The organism is Candidatus Pelagisphaera phototrophica (assembly GCF_014529625.1).
In the GTDB taxonomy this organism is placed as follows: domain Bacteria; phylum Verrucomicrobiota; class Verrucomicrobiia; order Opitutales; family Opitutaceae; genus Pelagisphaera; species Pelagisphaera phototrophica.
The window spans coordinates 3,730,906-3,746,053 of the sequence record NZ_CP076039.1 but is presented as its reverse complement, the minus strand read 5'-3'; the positions used below and the strand labels follow the sequence as shown (position 1 = coordinate 3,746,053).

Annotated in this window: 13 protein-coding genes and 1 pseudogene; 12 read left to right on the top strand and 2 right to left on the bottom strand. The window is 47.1% G+C overall.

What is annotated here, in order from left to right:
* The first annotated feature begins 126 nt into the window (after positions 1-126).
* The 3 genes from GA004_RS16290 (at position 127) to GA004_RS16280 (ending at position 4,517) form a co-directional block, all read left to right on the top strand.
* Positions 127-2,238 carry a hypothetical protein gene (locus GA004_RS16290; RefSeq protein WP_283394940.1) on the top strand — a complete coding sequence of 704 codons (2,112 nt, stop codon included), beginning with the start codon at positions 127-129 and terminating at the stop codon, positions 2,236-2,238.
* 81 nt (positions 2,239-2,319) lie between these two features.
* Entirely contained in the window at positions 2,320-2,763 is a 444-nt protein-coding gene (locus tag GA004_RS16285; protein WP_283394939.1) for a hypothetical protein, read from the top strand.
* A 275-nt stretch (positions 2,764-3,038) separates the two neighbouring features.
* Complete coding sequence (locus tag GA004_RS16280) at positions 3,039-4,517, top strand: PhoH family protein (protein ID WP_283394938.1); 1,479 nt, start codon at positions 3,039-3,041, stop codon at positions 4,515-4,517.
* A gap of 14 nt (positions 4,518-4,531) precedes the next feature.
* On the opposite strand, the gene def is transcribed toward GA004_RS16280, so the two are convergent.
* Positions 4,532-5,104 (bottom strand): peptide deformylase, encoded by a 573-nt coding sequence (gene def, locus GA004_RS16275; RefSeq protein ID WP_283394937.1) that lies wholly within the window; start codon positions 5,102-5,104, stop codon positions 4,532-4,534.
* A gap of 80 nt (positions 5,105-5,184) precedes the next feature.
* On the opposite strand from def, the gene GA004_RS16270 reads away from it, so the two are divergent.
* Together GA004_RS16270 and GA004_RS16265 are read left to right on the top strand one after the other, a co-directional pair.
* Positions 5,185-6,870 (top strand): hypothetical protein, encoded by a 1,686-nt coding sequence (locus tag GA004_RS16270; protein ID WP_283394936.1) that lies wholly within the window; start codon positions 5,185-5,187, stop codon positions 6,868-6,870.
* Positions 6,871-6,883: 13 nt separating this feature from the next.
* Positions 6,884-8,341, top strand: coding sequence for a hypothetical protein (locus GA004_RS16265; RefSeq protein WP_283394935.1), 1,458 nt, complete (start codon positions 6,884-6,886; stop codon positions 8,339-8,341).
* 426 nt (positions 8,342-8,767) lie between these two features.
* Here the strand turns inward: GA004_RS16265 and GA004_RS16260 are convergent, their stop codons facing one another.
* The gene (locus GA004_RS16260; RefSeq protein ID WP_283394934.1) at positions 8,768-9,265 is read right to left on the bottom strand and encodes a GNAT family N-acetyltransferase; all 498 of its coding nucleotides are present in this window, start codon (positions 9,263-9,265) and stop codon (positions 8,768-8,770) included.
* A 61-nt stretch (positions 9,266-9,326) separates the two neighbouring features.
* Between GA004_RS16260 and GA004_RS16255 the strand changes: the two genes are divergently transcribed.
* The 7 genes and pseudogenes from GA004_RS16255 to fliG all read left to right on the top strand — a co-directional run bounded on the left by GA004_RS16255 (position 9,327) and on the right by fliG (position 15,123).
* Positions 9,327-10,529 carry a sulfatase-like hydrolase/transferase gene (locus GA004_RS16255; RefSeq protein ID WP_283394933.1) on the top strand — a complete coding sequence of 401 codons (1,203 nt, stop codon included), beginning with the start codon at positions 9,327-9,329 and terminating at the stop codon, positions 10,527-10,529.
* 24 nt (positions 10,530-10,553) lie between these two features.
* Positions 10,554-11,060 (top strand): annotated as a pseudogene (locus GA004_RS16250) (ferritin).
* A 203-nt stretch (positions 11,061-11,263) separates the two neighbouring features.
* Complete coding sequence (gene flgB / locus GA004_RS16245; protein WP_283394932.1) at positions 11,264-11,692, top strand: flagellar basal body rod protein FlgB; 429 nt, start codon at positions 11,264-11,266, stop codon at positions 11,690-11,692.
* Between the two features lie 25 nt (positions 11,693-11,717).
* The gene (flgC, locus tag GA004_RS16240; RefSeq protein WP_283394931.1) at positions 11,718-12,146 is read left to right on the top strand and encodes a flagellar basal body rod protein FlgC; all 429 of its coding nucleotides are present in this window, start codon (positions 11,718-11,720) and stop codon (positions 12,144-12,146) included.
* Positions 12,147-12,180: 34 nt separating this feature from the next.
* Positions 12,181-12,525, top strand: a complete 345-nt coding sequence (gene fliE, locus GA004_RS16235) for a flagellar hook-basal body complex protein FliE (RefSeq protein ID WP_283394930.1) — start codon at positions 12,181-12,183, stop codon at positions 12,523-12,525.
* A gap of 22 nt (positions 12,526-12,547) precedes the next feature.
* Positions 12,548-14,110, top strand: coding sequence for a flagellar basal-body MS-ring/collar protein FliF (fliF, locus tag GA004_RS16230; RefSeq protein ID WP_283394929.1), 1,563 nt, complete (start codon positions 12,548-12,550; stop codon positions 14,108-14,110).
* A 5-nt stretch (positions 14,111-14,115) separates the two neighbouring features.
* Positions 14,116-15,123, top strand: coding sequence for a flagellar motor switch protein FliG (gene fliG, locus GA004_RS16225; protein WP_283394928.1), 1,008 nt, complete (start codon positions 14,116-14,118; stop codon positions 15,121-15,123).
* Positions 15,124-15,148 lie beyond the last annotated feature (25 nt).

Here is a 15,148-nt window from a genome sequence, read left to right as displayed (position 1 = left end):
TGGTTTTAGAAGCATATTGATCCGAGTTAATCCTCTACGAGGCATTTAGGCCTCTTCAACTTGAACCGATAAGGTTAAGTGACAAGTCTGTTGAATCGCGAATTGGCGGTATAAGCAAAACCTTATATGGTCCCACCAGAATCCGAACGTCCCGAGAAGGAGGAATCTAATTCTTCTAATCTCGAAAGTGAGGCTGCTTCCGATGTTGGAAGCAGTGCAGTTGGTAGTGGGTCATTTCAATGCGAAGTGGATGAAATGCTGAACTCTATAGAGATTGACGATTCTGACGCAGAGGAAATTGAGCCTGCCAAGGGACTTGAAAAGGATGGGAAAGACCAGAATGCCGATTTTGAGGAACCGCAGATATCCGCTGCCGATGATCTCCTCATGAAAGCGGGAAGCATCCTGAATGGAGGATATACGGAACTGCCTGAGATCGAATTGGATTCGGAGACTCAATCTGACGCGGACCAAGACGTTCTGATGGCAAAGCCCGATCCTCAACCACTGATGAGCGAGCCGGACGGAGATGTGGAATCGAAGCCACGAACCGACGTATCTGATGATTGTGAGCTGCTCGCTATGCCAGATCCGCGATCGTTGATGCAGGAAGCGAGCGAAAAAGTTGATGAGGCCGAAACAAAAGGACGTGCCAATATTGGGGAACGTGCGGGAGACCTGCCTCCTCCAACTCCGGCTCCCGTAGCTCTGGAGGATGAAGAAATTGAGAGGGAGCTTTCAGGGGGGAATGGTGGTGCTCTCGAAATAGAAGAAGAGGAGGAACAGGAAGATCCAAGTGAATCAGAAGAATTCCCAGCGGAAAAAATCGAGCTTAATAAGAAAGAAGAGACGCCGGAAGAAGCTCTGATTACGGCCTCGGTAGTTGAGGAAAAAGTCCAGCCGGTTGATCCTGCTCGGGATGATCCAGTCGAAGAAAAGGGCGAGGAAGACTCTTTACTGGATGAAGACGATTCATTCCTCATGGACGATGAAGAAGATAATGATCTTCTTGTTTCGATCCAAGATGACTCCGAAAATGAAATTTTAGGCAATCTCTCAGGTATCTCCTCTGACGAACCAGGTGAGTGCCAGTCATACTCCCAAAATGGCTTTCTAAAGACAGTAATTCGATCGCTGCCATTTGCCGCTGCCTTGGCGGTTCTTGGGATTGGCCTGACCGCTTTTAGCTTCAAGAACGAGTTTTTCGAATGGGCGGTACACGGTGATACAAAAGGAAGTTCCCTAAGTCGCAGCATTGGAAGGGCGACTAACGAGCTCTTCGATCAACTCGGTCCGGATTCTCCCTACGAGATGGCTTGGATGGAGAATGAAATTAAGCGGGTTTCGGATCGTGAGTTGCTCGTAGAGGTTCAAATTGGGGCACAACTGAAAGTCGATCTTTACCAAGCTGTCGACGACGCAGTTCTTTATTCAAAACTCCCGTTTGACTTAGATGAGCTAACCGAAGCTGCGAAGAATATGAAATTGATCGGTCGCGATGATATCTCAATTCCGCCAAAAAGATGGAATGGCCTCTATAGGCATTCTGCGTCGAAGGGGGCGTTATTTCCCTTCAGTGTTTCCTACCGATTGCTTAAGAGCAGTACGGACTCGAATTGGGATATTTCGGGAATGAGGATGAGACAGGGCGAGCATGGTTTCGCCTGGTCTCGGGGACGCCCCAAGGCGTTTTTTGGAGAGAGAGCAATGGACATCAGCTCTAATCGATTTGTGATCTCATTTAGAGCCTATGAAAAGACTGGGTTGGATTTTTTGAACAAGGTCACAATTGCGGAAAAAGAGTATCTCGCGATGTTGGATGAGGCCGAAGAGCAAGCCAAAGAGGAAAGGCAGGATCTGAAAATGTTACTGTCGCAAGGGTCGTATTTCAAAGGGATGGTTATCGCTGACGACGAGGGTGCTGATGCGAGCGAGGTATCATTGATAATAACCGAAACCCGCAACGATGGGGAAGTGATAAAAGGAGTGTTGAGACTTGAAAAGGAAGAGTCCTCGACAAAGCATTTCACGGGGTTTTATGATGTTGTAGAGAACGAACAAGGAATTCAGGGAAGACTCGATTTGACGACGATCGCTTTTTCGGGGCAGACTTCTTTGGATGAAGTTCCTACATTCTTCAATCCCGGCACGGTATCGAGGATAACGCTAGAGACGGATGGTTACCGAATGGAGGGAGATGCGGACGAACTGTCGCTAAGGCTAATTCGCAGCCTTTAGTTTTCTCGGAAGGAGTTTCATCGATTGTGGGCATCCTTTATTGACTGCCAGTGCAGTGCTGTTAATCGCTAGAGCCTTGTGTTGTCAGCGAGACTAAAAAGTGAGGTAGAGAAAAAGTCGGGAAAGGTCGTCTCTCTTCACCAGGCTTGGATGCATGCCACAGAACAAGCGGTCGAATCCGGTCTGGACGAACGTTCAGTAGTGTTTATTTTGAATTCTTTTGAGGCCGCTTCGAGCCTTCTAAAGCTTACCGAGTCGACTGGAAAAGTTGGCCCCCCGGATCAGCTTTCTTTCGTTGAAAGAGTCGAGCAATGCTCCGCAGAAACGAGTTATTCAACAGATGAGTGGCTGATGGGGCTAGAGCGGACGCTTCAGTTTTTAATCAAGCAGAACCGCTCTTCTACCTTGGATCTATTATTGGGCTATCTGTCTTGCGCAGCAGTGGATTTAAGCGCTTCTAGTGGACTTTTGACACTTGCAGACGGCGTGGACGCGTTTTTGCAAGAGTTCGGTTTTGAGGGATAGCCGTTTAACTTGGATACTGGGATTTGGGAACGTTATCGTTGGCATTAGTGGAGCTTTTATTATGTGGGCAGTGCTATTATTTCATCTAACATTTGCTTGAGTTTGCCAGGGCCGATCCGTAAACCTCTGTAAATATCAAGTTCCGTTCAGCGGAATATTGGGGAACAAAGAAAACAATGGTGGGCTGTTTAGGGGTAGGCAGTCCGCCTCCTTTTTGCGTAAACGTTTAAAAGACGAGTAGACATTTCAGAACAATGTAGTACATGAGTACCTACATGCTTGAATCGTCATCCGGTGCCACTAGGCACGAATCTTGCCTGAAGAAAGGGGAAAAAGCAAAAACCTATGTTCTCGATACAAACGTTTTGCTTCACGATCCCCACTGTTTGTTCAAATTCGATGACAACAACCTAGTTATCCCGATTGAAACTCTGGAGGAGTTGGACGCTATAAAAATGGAGCAATCGAGTGAACGAGGACGGAATGCTCGCCGCGTTCATCGTATGCTGAGGGAACTGCTTCCTGATTCGAGAGCAATGCTCGAAGGGGTTGCTTTGGATAGTGGAGGCACCTTGTCTGTTGTCATCAACAAGTACCTACAAGGCACCGCAAAAGTTCCCGCCAGGATTGCTTCTCTTGGATCTATTCTGAATTTTGAGAAAAAGGATAACCGGATCATCGCGACGGCTCTTTTTGTTCAGGAGAATTTTCCTCCTCCAGCCATATTGGTGACAAAGGACATCAACATGCAGCTCAAAGCCCGGGCAGTGGGTCTCGAGTCGGAGGACTACCTCAATGATAAAGCTGCGGAGGAACCCGATGAGCAGAGTTATCACCGCATTCCTGTTTCCAAATATGATCTTCAGAGGTTTGCTTCCGAGGGTGAATTTGGGCTATCCGAAGAAGTCGCGAAAAAATTGGTGCTTAATGAGTATGTTTTGTTGTTCACGGAGGAAGGCAAGACGATGCCAGCCCGCTTGTATAGTGAAAAGGTCCTCCGAAAGCTTTCAGTTCCGAATATGCTGAAAGCTCCAGGAGGGATTCCCATCCGGGCCCGAAACTTGGAGCAGCAGTTTTTTCTAGACGCGCTGATGGACGACTCGATTTCTCTGATTACCTGTTACGGTAAGGCGGGAACAGGAAAAACGTTGCTTTCCACGGTCGCCGCAATTCAGCAAATCGTCTCCCCAAATAGCCAATATGACGGGCTCTCCATTTCTCGTCCAGTGATTGGAGTAGGAAAGGAAATTGGATTTTTGCCAGGATCCTTGGAAGAGAAGATGAATCCTTGGCTTCAGCCTTACTACGACGCCTTGGAGGTTTTGATTCCCTCAAAACAGCCTAAAGAGCCTCAGTTTGAGAACAAGCGCCAGCGCAAGAATGGCAAGGAGTCCCCGCGTGGTCGAGATCCGGTCCAAAAGCCCTACCAGAAACTTCTCGATACCGGTTTAGTGGAAATTGAGGCGCTATGCTTTATCCGGGGTCGTTCAATCGCTAGGCGTTTCTTCATTCTCGATGAAGCACAGCAATTGACCCCTCATGAGGTGAAGACGGTAATCACTCGCATATCGGAAGGATCGAAAATCGTTCTGATAGGAGATCCGGCCCAAATCGACAATCCATACGTGGACTCGCGCAGCAATGGGCTCGTTTATTGTGCTAATCGAATGAGAGGCCAGGCGATTTTCGCCCATGTCCAGTTGACAAAGGGAGAGCGTTCGCCTCTCGCAGAATTAGCGGCGGATCTGTTGTAGCTCCGGAACTAGTATCAGGTTTGTGAACGGTTTCTCTGGAGGGTTTGGGCCCGAATTTCGATCACCGCAGACTGTATCTTCTTAAACACTTTTTTCTTCATGCGGTCGGTAAAAAGGATGCCATTAAGGTGATCCACTTCGTGCTGCATGCAGCGACCCAGAAGGCCATTGCATCTCAGTGTGTGAGAGCCCCCATGAATATCCTGATAGTCGCACTGGATCCAGTCGGGTCTTTCCACTTCTCCTCGGATATCTGGGAATGACAGACATCCTTCCTCGTAAACGGTTTTAGAAGAATCGATTACGTTAATTGTGGGATTGCACAGACCAATCGGATTAAAGAGCTCAAGAGGAGGTTTGGTTCCATCAAGCGTGTATTCGAAGTCGATTTCCAAACCCCGCAGGTCGACTACACAAAACATGAGGGCTTTGCCGATCTGCTGGGCGGCGAGGCCGATACCTTCAGCTTCAATGCAAGTTTCGACCATTTGGTCGAACAATGTTTTTAGAGATTCGTCAAAAAGCGTAACGGGCACGCCTTTTTGATGGAGAACCTCTTCTCCGTAGTGAACAATTTCCAGGGTCATAGGTCTTCGATTTGACCTAGGCAAAACTCCAACCAAGGTTAGAGCAAATTCTTTCGATGGGAGAATTGGCGATATTATTAATGACGCTCCTAAATTACAGTAATCGCGGGAAGATCTTAGGACACCTTGTTTTGCTGGTCTTGGGTCTATCGATTATTGGAGTGGGCTGGATGATTCCTTCGAGATTCAAGTCAATACCTCGCTCAATACTGTCTGAGGCGGGAGCCCGATCAGAGTCCTTTGTTGATTTGGCCCAGACAGCCATCGAAGAAGAGAATTACGGAATCGCTGAAATGAACCTTGAGGTGGCGAAATTGAATCTGGCAGCCGAATGGGAGGTGCTCGACGAGATTCTGAGCCAAGCGAAAGAGGAGAGCCCTGTATTGTACCGCTGGGGAGTTTGGGATCCTTTCTTGGATGCAGCCCTAAAAGATATACCCTTGTCTGATTACTCGGCTCAGCCTGGAATTCTAGGAGTTGGGTTGTCCAATGCTTGCCGTAGGTCTCTCGTTGGGTTGCTCGAGAATTCCCGAGATTCTACAGTCAAATCTCTTTTGGATGCAGGTGAATTGAGTACTTATAAGCGACTGTTCCCGGTTTCGAGCGTTTCCGGAAAACCGCTTGAATCGACTCTTGTATCTATAGGGTTGCTGGTTCAGGGAGACCGATTGACCCCTTCTCTTAAACGGGAATTAAGAAGTCGCTTAGCTTCGGCTCTGGCTTCAGGGGATGTCGCTCCAGTGGAAGACTTTTTCCTCGATACATTATCGCTAGCTCGAACTCTAAACTGGAGTCAGTTTAGGTCGCTTTTCGAAAAAATTCAAGATTTGAATACGATATCACGACTGAGGTACGCTTTTCATCGCAGATCCGACAAGGTCCCTCTCATTTTTGTGTCTTCGACCGTAGCAGAATCGCCCCAACAGGTCATGGACTATTTGGGGTTGTATGGGGATGAAGGGGTTGAAGCACTTGAATCGGCGGTTTCCTTTGGGGTGGGAGCTATGCAGATGTTGGTTCGAGAAAAACTGCCCCTGGAGCGTGCAAAAAGTGTAGCCGCGGTTTCTTCTTTTAAATCCTACTTGATTGGATTCAGCCTACAGAATCCAGGTTTCTCCTTAGTTCTTAAATATTCTCTGTTCTTTTTTGGGGCCTTGTTAGCGTTCTGGGGATCGAGCGTTTTGACTCGAAGTTATCGGGAATCTAGCCCGCCTCTATTGAGCGTTGTGCAAAGATTGTTTGTGTCGCTAGTTTCGGTTATCATTCTCGTGGTTCTTAGCGAGCCTCATTTGGCTAGGAGCGACGCGTCTCAAGGCTACTCCTTTAAATTTGTATTACCGGTACTCGCTGAAGTTAATGGCGAAACTATAATTATCGAAACTGAACCTACCACATCCATGGAACCTACAACACTGCTATCTGTGTCTTTCTTTTTCATACTGCAAATATTGGTTTTCCTTATTTGCTTGTTAAAGGTGAGGCAGATCGAAAGGGAGGATATCGACTCGCTCGTTAAGCTGAGGTTGATGGAGAACGAGGAGAATCTGTTTGATTCGGGTCTTTACGTTGGAATTGCGGGAACCTGCATATCTTTGGTCCTGCAAGTGCTGGGGCTGATTGAAGCGAATCTAATCGCGGCTTACTCGTCGAATCTTTTTGGAATACTAGGCGTAGCCATTGTGAAAATACGATTGGTGCGACCCTATAAAAATAAGCTCATTATGGATAGCCAAGAGCGCATTGCGTCTTTGAGCTTAAAGGCATAGACGGATAGTTCCTATGAACAAGACTCTGCTATTGATACTTTGCGATTTTCTGCTTCTCACTCTGCTTTCCCTTGTAAACTGGGAGGAGGAGGCTGAGAGTAGCAGCTCTGACATCGAGGATACGGCAGACCAAAGCATTTCAGCGATGGCGATGATGGAGCAAGACCTCCTGGATACGCTAGCGTCGGCTTTGGAAGAAGAAAAGACGATCCAAAACACATTGGAATCGGAAGCGGACAAGGTGCGAAAGGAGCTGGAATTGAGGGATCAAAAGCTGCAGGAAAAGGAATCTTCCATCATGGATTTGGAAACCAGCATCCAGGAAGCCCAAACACGAGAGGAAACGCTTGCCCAAGAGAAGATGGCGATCGAAGCGGAGGCGCTGAAAGCGAAGCAATCCATTGAAACGTTAGAAAACAGTTACGAAGATCTCGAATTGAAATCGAAGCAAATGGAAGCCCAGGCCCGTATGCTCCAAGCGGAGCTGGAAGAAAAGCAGAGGGAGATTGATGCGAAACTTGCGGCCTTGGCCAGAGAGGAACTTGAACGCAAGGAAGCGGAGGCAAAAGTACAGGAATTGAGTATCAAGGTATCTGTGACTGAAGAGCAGAAAAAGATGCTGGCAGAAAGTGTAGAGACATTGAAAAGCGAAGTGGTCGCGGAGAGAACCGAAAGACTGCAGCTTCAAGCTCAAACAACGCAAATGGCGGAGGGTATCACCCAGTTGGCGGAGCGATCGCAGGATTTGACGGAAGAGTTTCGCTCAAGCCAACCCATTAATGCGAACATCCTGTTCTCCCGGTTTAACGAGAACAAAATCGCGCTCATATTTAAGTCTAATCGGTTTTACCGAGGAGAATCGATCCAGGATGATAATTTGGCGATGACGCTATTGATTTCGGATGGGAAAAGCGTATTCGCTTTGACCCACCTTAGCAGCACACCATTGGGGGCAAGCAATAGCTCGCTTGGCTTTAGAGAGCTGGAAATCGAAATGAATCGTGGAGTAGCCCGGCTCAATCCTTCGCAATTGACTTTTCTGGCATTGGATCCACGAATAGCGAGTGTCCCGTTAACGGATGATCAAGTGGGTGTTCTCGGGGGGGAAATTTTTTATACAGCTCTGGATCCTTTCAAGTTTTCCGAAGCCGTTTTGATTGACGAAAAAGGAAGTTACTACGGTGAAGTCGAATTCAAACTTGATGCGCGAACTCCCGGATATGTCAGAATGCAATCAAAGATTTTTAGCCGTATATTCGGGGACTTCTCTCCTACAAAAGGAGATCTTGTGTTTTCCAAAACGGGTGAGCTTCTTGGAATTATGGTAGATAGTCGGTACTGTCTCCTTGTCGATAATTTGATGGGGAATGAAAAACTCTCTTTGGGAGCTGGGTTTTCTAGCGAACAGTTCAAAGCTACGATTCAGTCGCTGAAAAATCGCTACGACTCATTGCCCAGTGATCTGCGTTAGTTGGGGACTTCCTTCTGATCGTACTGGTCACGAGACCTTTTAATCGAGTCCCTCTGGAGATTAATTTAAGTGACTCGGGCTAGACTAGTGTAGCAAGGAGATGCGTTTCAATATCCGTGGCCAGTCGGAAACAAACGGTTATCGATAGCCCTAGAATCACCAGTCAAAGCTAAAGAAGGGTCCATCTGCGAAGAGCATGAAAAGCATGTCGATGAGTGACATTTTCCTTATGTCTCGAAGCGTCAAACCAACGGTCGGCCGTGTATCCAAGCCATACCGCGAGAAACACCAAGACACGATGGTGCATGTTTAGCGTAACAGAGTAGTGGACTGAGACAGCATGTTGCCAAACAAAGACGACTAGGGGAGCATCGAGAGAAAGGTTGGTAATCCAGGTAATGCTACTCCGACCCCTCATCGAAGTAGTTATTGGGAGTTTGAAAGGGCTTCAAGGTCAGAGCGATTGAATCGGAAAAGTCTCCATTCCTCCAATTTACTAGCCCCGTGGGATTTATAGAAATCAATTGCGGATTGGTTCCAGTCAAGGGCAACCCACTCCATGCGAGAACAGCCTTCGCTTCGAGCGATCCCCGCAACTTCTCTGAAAAGTTTATCTCCAACACCCTTGTCCCTGTATTCATTTTCCACATAAATATCTTCTAGATAAATGCCTTTCTTCCCGATGAAGGTAGAAAAATTGTAGAAGAAAATCACGTAGCCTATCGCGTGATTGTCTACGGTTGCTACTAAAGCTCGCGCGGCAGGATTGTCCGAAAATAGACTTTCTTCTAGGTCAGGCTCAGTCACTTCAAGTTGATGGGCGAGCTTTTCATATTCCGCGATTGCTCCGATCATCGCGAAAATTCTTGGGACGTCATTTTTCTCTGCGGGACGAATGACTGGATTCTGGATAGTGGGCTGCATGAGAGGAATGTGCTCAATTTCTCTTGCGATATCAATAGCCGAACGCTGAAGTTCGCCATTGATGAGCTCTCAGAACAGGAATCCGAATGTAGTGGTAGTTATGACCACTCAGTGGAGAGCTCAATCTACAGGGTATGGTGGGGACGGTAATGCGAGTACTCCCTTTCTCGACTCATTGGCAGAAGAGTCGATTGACTTTTTTCAAGCGGTCACGCCTCACCCTTTTGGCGTTTTTGCAAGGGCTGCCTTTCTGACTGGTATCGCTTGTCCTGACAATGGAATCGCCGGTTACTATGACCCCTTACCAGAGAATGCCCAGACCTTGGCGAATTTGTATCAGGATAAAGGATATGACACTGCGTTCTTCGGCAAGTGGCAGCTTTTCGAGAGAGATCGAAAGGCTCCCGTAGTGGGTATTGAACATGCGCTAGTTGAAGTCCCTGAGAACCGGAGAGGTGGTTTCTCCTATTGGGAAGGGTTTGAATCGGGGTTTCTACTCAATGACGGGTATTATCATGGGTCCAAAATTGGACCTCCAAAGAAAATAGAGGGCTACCAGTCTGATGTGGTTGTGGATCTTTGCAGAAATTATTTAGAAGAGCGAAATTGCGATAAACCCGTGTTTGCTTTTGTGAGTCTGGATGCCCCGCATCCCCCCTACAGAGAGGCTGCTTCAGGAGTGAGTCCCATTGACCCCGAATCGTTGATTCTTCCCGAGGAGGTTCCGGACGGTTTCGAAATTCGCTCCATTGCGAGGGAGGAACTATCGGGCTATTACGCTCATATCGAGGCGACTGATCGAGCCATTGGAAGGCTCGTTTCCTTCTTGAAGGAGAATACGGATTGGCCGAATACCGTGTTCGTTTTTACCTCAGCTCATGGGGACATGCATGGTTCTCATGGGCAGTTCCGAAAAGGCTGGCCCCACGAGGAGTCGGTCAGAGTTCCTTTACTGTTTTCTTGGCCGAAATTTTTCCCAGATTCCCGTCGTGATCCATTGCTCATCTCGCTGCTCGACCTAGGCCCAACATTGTTTGGGCTTTGTTTTGAGGGAGAGGGGCAGAAGCTGCGAGTCACGGGTGCCGGTGCGGATCTTGCTCCCACGATGAAAATGCTCGCGGAAGGACCTGCTTATCAACGATTGTCCATGCCGAGCGTACCTCCCTTTAGAGAGCAATGCCCTTATGCCTGGACCGCGAAGAGAACGATTCAGAAGACCGAAGTGATAAATGACTTGGGAGAAGGTTTCAGGTTGAACCATTGAACCGTCGAAGTTATTTTCTGGTCGATGGACATTAGCACTGAGCTGGAAAAAGCGATAAACGAGCAGATCGGAATAGAGTTTGCGGCATCTTCCGCTTATCTTTCGATGGCAGCCTACTTCGAGCAAAATGCGTTTGATGGGTTTTTAAAGTGGATGCACCTGCAGAGCGAAGAGGAGCATATGCATGCGATGAAGTTCTACCAGTATCTTATCGATCGTGGAGGTGTCGCTCGAATTCCCAGCATTCCCGCTCCAGAATGGAATTTTGATTCGGTTATTAAGGTTTTTGAGGCGAGTCTCGATCAGGAGAGGGAGGTAACCCGGCATATTTACGACCTCTAAAAGATCGCCCAGAATGAGTCGGATTTTGCGACTGTTTCATTCCTGAAATGGTTTGTTGATGAGCAGGTTGAAGAAGAAAAGAACGTTTCCGACATGATTGACAAACTGAAGATGGCTCAAGGGAATCCGGATGCCCTGCTGCTATTGGATCGATACGCTTTGGAGCGGAAACCAGAATCGGAAGTCTAATTTTTACGGGACTGCGTGTTAAGTTTTTCGATTTCCGTGCGTTTATAAGCAAAATCGCACGAGTGCTCTTGTGAAGCATTGCCGCGTCGTTAGGTGCAGATTGGTTTTAGCGTATAGGCTAGGCAATAAATACCTTGGCCGGATTGAACTCCTTTGAGAGGAGATTTTTAATATTTTTAACCTGTTAATCTACAATGGCTTAGGTGTTTTATAAAATTGGTAGGCATGCGTTTTGCTATGTGCAGGACATGATCGATCAAATTTTAGAGCGCGAGAACTATGTCCTAGCGAAAAAGATGCTGGACGTTTCTCAAGCTCGTCATGAAGCGATATCCGGAAACTTGGCAAATGCAGAGACTCCGGGATATAAGCGAGTGGACATAAAAGCGAATTTTCCCGATGAGCTGAAGAAGCTTGCCGAAAGCAACGATGTTGAGTCGATTTCGAAGCTTCAAACCATGCTAGAGACCGATCTGAACTCTCCTAATGTCAGACCAGACGGAAACAATGTGCAACTCGATACAGAGCTGCTGAAAATGAGTGAAAACGCGATGCAGTATGAGTTCCTGACTCAATACACGGCGAATTCCATGAAGCGAATAAAGACCGCGATTACCGGCCGAGTGCAGTAATTGTAATTTTAAGGAGAACCTAATCATGAATATAATGCCGGGACTCGAAAGTACTGCCTCTGCTCTTGCAGCGGAAAAAGTGCGTCTGGATGTAATTGGTCAGAATATAGCGAACGCCCATACAACCAAGGGACCTGACGGAAAGCCTTATTCGAGGCAGATGGTAAGCTTTGAAACGAAGCTTATGGAAATCGGGACTAACTCCGATGGTAGTAAGAAGATGGGTACAGGAGTAAGCGTGAAGTCAATAACCTCTGATCCGAGATCAGGTCCCCTTGTGTACAATCCAGGTCACCCTGATGCCGATGAAAAAGGAATGGTGCGTCTTCCTAATGTGAACCTTACCCATGAAATGGTTGATATGATTGCTGCTTCGCGGAGTTATGAGGCTAACCTTGAAGTGGTGAGAACCGCAAAACAAATGGCTCAGAATGCGTTGAGGATAGGGAGATAGAAATTCTTTTGATTATTCAGAATAGCGAAAAACGATGATCGAGCTAAATTCAAGTATAGGTTCCCAACAGGCTCTCAATCAGCCACTTGTTGAGTCTCTAAAGAATACTAAGACCTTTCAGCCTAAAGAGTTAGGCGAAATAACCAAGTCCGATTCGAGTCAGTCTTTTGGTAACATGATCGGTGACCTTGTTCAAAAGGTTGACGAGAAGGGCAAGGTAGCGATGGAGGAGACAAACCGGCTCCTTTTGGGTGAAACCGACAATATCCACCAGTCAATGATCGCCATGCAGGAATCAGGTGTGGCGTTCACTATGTTAGTAGAGGTGAGAAACAAGCTGGTGCAGTCCTATCAGGAACTGATGAAGATGCCTGTGTAAAATTTTTTGGAGACTTATTTAAATGGGAATAGTTAATCAATTTAAGGATCTTTGGAATCCGCTCGGAGCAAACCAGAAAGTATCACTGATATTGGCTGGTGGGCTTGTCTCATTGGCGATGATCGCCTTGATGATTTGGGCGGGCCAGCCTAACATGCAGCTGCTCTACGGAAATTTGAATGCTGAGGAAGCAGGAGACATCGTAGACAAGCTTGAAGGGATGGGGGAAAAGTTTGAGACAGGCAAAAATGGCAACTCGATCTACGTAGAGTCCAGCAAAGTGCATCGATTAAGATGGGAGCTTGCGTCGGAGGGACTGGTGCCATCCGGTACGGGGCCGGGCTTTGAGCTATTTGATAAGGGCAGTTTCGGGATCAGTGACTTTGTTCAGCGAACCAATTATCTCAGAGCGATTAAGGGCGAACTAGAAAGAACGATCACTCAATTCAGTGGAGTACGTTCGGCACGTGTGATGGTGGTGATGCCTGAAAATCGAATTATTGTAACCAGCGAAGGGCGAGATCGAGCAAGCGCATCTGTCTTTGTGGATACAAATGGCACAATGACATTAGCGGCCGTTAACTCTATTAGACAACTGGTAGCAAATTCTATTCAGGCCCTGAGGGCGGACGATGTGGTCGTTGTTGATAGAGCGGGGGTCGTACTAAGTGAGGACTTAAAGAGCGACGGGCTGAATGGAGGCCTTTCTAACGACGTCATAAAATATAGAAAAGGGCTTGAAGTATATTTCACAACGAAAGTGCAGTCAATGCTGGATCGTGTATTGGGGCCGCATCAATCGGAAGTGCGAGTGGCGGTAGATGTAGATACATCCTCAGTGCAAACGACAGAAAAAAGCTTTGATCCAGAAGGGGTGCTACGTTCGTCGGTGGTCGAAGAGCAAAAGACGGTTGAGAAGGAATCAGATGGTTCGCTTGGAGCTGTGGCGGGATCCACTTCCAATATCCCCAGCTCTGGAAACGGTTCAGGAGGATCATTCACCGATCGTGAAGATTCCACGGAGCAGAAGACAGAAAATTACGAGATTGGTGAAGTTGTTAGCAATAGGGTTCAAAGTCCCGGATCAATCAAACGTCTAACAGCTTCCCTATTGGTATCCATGCGAACGGATGAAGAGGGAGGGGCCTTGCCTCGAGAGCCAGCGGAAATCCAGGAACTACGTCAGATTGTGATCAATGCTTTGGGGATTCAGTTGAAAGAAGGGGAAATCGCTCAGGACTTGGTAACGGTTAACGAAATGGTTTTTGCTGCCGATCCAAATACATTCCAAACGCAATCTATGAACCAGGGTTTCGACTTAAACAAGTGGATTGAATTAGGGAAAATTTTGGTTGGGTTGGTGCTAGGGTTAGGAGTAATTGTATTTTTCATACAAATGCTTAAGAAGACCAAGCCCGAGGAGATTTCAATCGAAGTTCTTCAACCTGAGCAAGTCCTCCAAAACAGGAAGTTGGAAGATAATGGAACGGTGACGCCAGAGATGCTCAATGAGTTAATAAGGCAGAAACCTGCCAATATTGGCGTTTCTTTGCGCGAATGGATAGCTGAACCGGAAAGCAGATAATCGATATGCCTGGAACTTACGACAGATTAACGCGCACGCAAAAACTGGCGACCTTTCTTATTGTAATTGGTCCAGAGACAGCGGCCCATTTGCTTAAGCAGTTTGAAGATGAAGATGTAGAGATCCTCTGTAAGGAAATGACCTCCATCAACGCAATTGAAGAGGTGGATCAAAAGCGAGCAATTGAAGAATTCTCAAGTGTGATTCTATCAAGCTACAGCTCGTTGCTCGGTGGACCCTTCTACACTCGTAAGGCTCTAGAAATAGCAAAAGGGGATTTCAAAGCTTCTAGCATTCTTGAGCGCATTGCTCCTGCTAGTAATTCAGCAGAAGTTATTAAGGAAATTGAGCAAATGGAGCCCAGTCAGATCTTTAATTTGATCAAGACGGAGCAGTCCCAAACAATTGCATTTGTTCTCTCTTATCTGGAGAATGACAAGGCGGGACCGATTTTAGGCATGTTCAATCAGGAACTGCGTGGGGAAGTGCTCGAACGTCTAGGAATGTTGGAGCCCACCTCTCTTGAGATCATAAACAAAGTAGCTAATTCGCTCAGCAAGAATCTGGATACGGGAGGAAAAGTTACCATGAACCGGAGTGGCGGTGTTCGGATGGTTGCGGACTTGCTCAATACTTTAGAAAAAGACGACAGCAAAGAGATTCTTTCGAATGTCGAAGAGCGAAATCCTAATCTGGGATCCGAAATTCGAAAGAAGATGTTCAGCTTCGAAGATCTCATTCGCCTCGATCTTCCCGACTTGCAAAGAATTATGCGCGAAGTCGACTCGGGAGATCTTACGATATCTCTAAAATCAGCAACCGAATCGCTCCGCGATTTCATTATGCAGGCGGTTTCCAAGAGAGCAGCGGAAACTTTAATGGAAGAGTTGGAAATGATGGGACCTGTCAAATTGACAGAAGTAGAGGCAGCTCAGGAACGCGTAATCCAAGTCGTGCGTCGAATGGAAGAACAGGAGGAAATCAGCCTAGATGGTGGTAGCCAGACAGTCTAAATTAGAGTTGAATCTTGTTGAGCCA

Excerpts from the sequence above, each read along its gene's own strand:
- GA004_RS16290 (WP_283394940.1), top strand. The coding sequence starts at position 127 with ATGGTCCCACCAGAATCCGAACGTCCCGAGAAGGAGGAATCTAATTCT.
- GA004_RS16280 (WP_283394938.1), top strand. The coding sequence starts at position 3,039 with ATGCTTGAATCGTCATCCGGTGCCACTAGGCACGAATCTTGCCTGAAG.
- def (WP_283394937.1), bottom strand. The coding sequence starts at position 5,104 with ATGACCCTGGAAATTGTTCACTACGGAGAAGAGGTTCTCCATCAAAAA.
- GA004_RS16270 (WP_283394936.1), top strand. The coding sequence starts at position 5,185 with ATGACGCTCCTAAATTACAGTAATCGCGGGAAGATCTTAGGACACCTT.
- GA004_RS16265 (WP_283394935.1), top strand. The coding sequence starts at position 6,884 with ATGAACAAGACTCTGCTATTGATACTTTGCGATTTTCTGCTTCTCACT.
- GA004_RS16260 (WP_283394934.1), bottom strand. The coding sequence starts at position 9,265 with ATGCAGCCCACTATCCAGAATCCAGTCATTCGTCCCGCAGAGAAAAAT.
- GA004_RS16255 (WP_283394933.1), top strand. The coding sequence starts at position 9,327 with ATGAGCTCTCAGAACAGGAATCCGAATGTAGTGGTAGTTATGACCACT.
- flgC (WP_283394931.1), top strand. The coding sequence starts at position 11,718 with ATGAATATAATGCCGGGACTCGAAAGTACTGCCTCTGCTCTTGCAGCG.
- fliE (WP_283394930.1), top strand. The coding sequence starts at position 12,181 with ATGATCGAGCTAAATTCAAGTATAGGTTCCCAACAGGCTCTCAATCAG.
- fliF (WP_283394929.1), top strand. The coding sequence starts at position 12,548 with ATGGGAATAGTTAATCAATTTAAGGATCTTTGGAATCCGCTCGGAGCA.
- fliG (WP_283394928.1), top strand. The coding sequence starts at position 14,116 with ATGCCTGGAACTTACGACAGATTAACGCGCACGCAAAAACTGGCGACC.